This is a genomic window from Streptomyces sp. NPDC057654, from assembly GCF_042800135.1.
Taxonomy (GTDB): Bacteria; Actinomycetota; Actinomycetes; order Streptomycetales; family Streptomycetaceae; genus Streptomyces.
In genome coordinates this window covers 1-1,239 of sequence record NZ_JBHVHQ010001425.1, presented here as the reverse complement: position 1 = coordinate 1,239, position 1,239 = coordinate 1, and the positions used below count along the sequence as shown (strand labels likewise).

2 protein-coding genes are annotated in these 1,239 nt (G+C 67.6%); one reads left to right on the top strand and one right to left on the bottom strand.

The window, feature by feature from the left end; translation table 11 throughout:
- The coding region (locus tag ACFU99_RS44090) for a TetR family transcriptional regulator (RefSeq protein WP_384404482.1) at nt 1-511 on the bottom strand (511 nt) is incomplete at its 3' end.
- A 298-nt stretch (nt 512-809) separates the two neighbouring features.
- Here ACFU99_RS44090 and ACFU99_RS44085 point away from each other — a divergent pair.
- Nucleotides 810-1,239 (top strand): VOC family protein (locus ACFU99_RS44085; protein WP_384404480.1); only part of this gene is annotated, 430 nt, incomplete at its 3' end.

The following is a 1,239-nucleotide window of genomic DNA, read 5'->3' as shown; positions in this document are numbered from 1 at the left end:
AGCCCGCCATGGCCGCGGGACTGACGTCCTTGTCCACCTTGCCCTTGGACTGGAGTTCCTTGACGGAGTCCGTGAGGGAGTTGGTGACGGCGTTGAGGATCTTCATGCGGATCTTGTAGAACCGCTTGTCGCCCTCGGCCGCCCCCAGGTCGACGACGCGGAGGATCGCGTCGTGCTTGCGCCAGAAGCCGAGGAAGCCGTCCACGAGCTCCTCGGCGGTCTGCCACCCGGACTTCCCGGCCCACGAGCGGCCGGCGACGAGGTCGGTGAGGCTCGCGCCCTCCGTCGCCATCTCCTCGGCGATTTCGAGGACGGCGCCCTCCACGTCGGGGAAGTACTGGTAGAAGGTGGCGGGCGAGGTGCCCGCCTTGCGGGCGACGTCGATGACCTTGACGTCGCGGTACGGCTCGGTGCTGAGCATTTCGCTGAGGCAGTCGAGCAGCTTCTGCCGCGTCGCCTGGCCGCGTCGTCCGGCCACTCGGCCGTCGACGGTGCGTACTTGTCCTGTCATGCCGTCAGCTTACCGAGGGGTGATCGGATCGCGATTCGGCTGCCTGCAAATGGGGGCCGGGGGGTGCACCGCGGCACAAGGGCAGTTCAGGGGCGTTTCAGCAGGTGCACGGGGGCCCGGGGCGGGTTGGTCCGTACCGGTGAATCGTCTTATCAACAGGCTGGGGATAACTTTCGTGGACAACGCTCCGTGACCGACTGAGAAATTGACCAAATGTTCGATTTCAAGGGCGGGCGTGAACCGTGATCCCCCGATACCGTGTGGCGCAGGACACTCTTCGCACGAGAGGACCGGACCCATGGCCGCGTTTGCGGACGGAGCGCCCTGCTGGGCCGATGTGGCCCTCCCCGATCTCGAAGCGGGCAAGCGATTCTACGGTGAGCTGTTCGGCTGGACCTTCGGTGCGAGCCGCCCCGAATTCCACCACTACACACAGGCTTTGCGTGACGACAAGCCGGTGGCCGGGCTCATGCCGAAGCCCGACGGCCGGATGCCCACCGCCTGGGACATCTTCTTCGCCACCGACGACGCGGCCGCCGCGGCGGCCAGGATCCGGGAGGCGGGCGGCCAGGTCATCGAGGACGCGATCGCCGTCGGCGACTTCGGCACGATGACCCTCGCGGTCGATCCGGGAGGCGCGTTCTTCGGTGTCTGGCAGCCCGGCACGCACGAGGGGTTCGGGCTGCGGCACGAGCCCGGCTCGTACGGGTGGGTCGAGTGCTGGACCC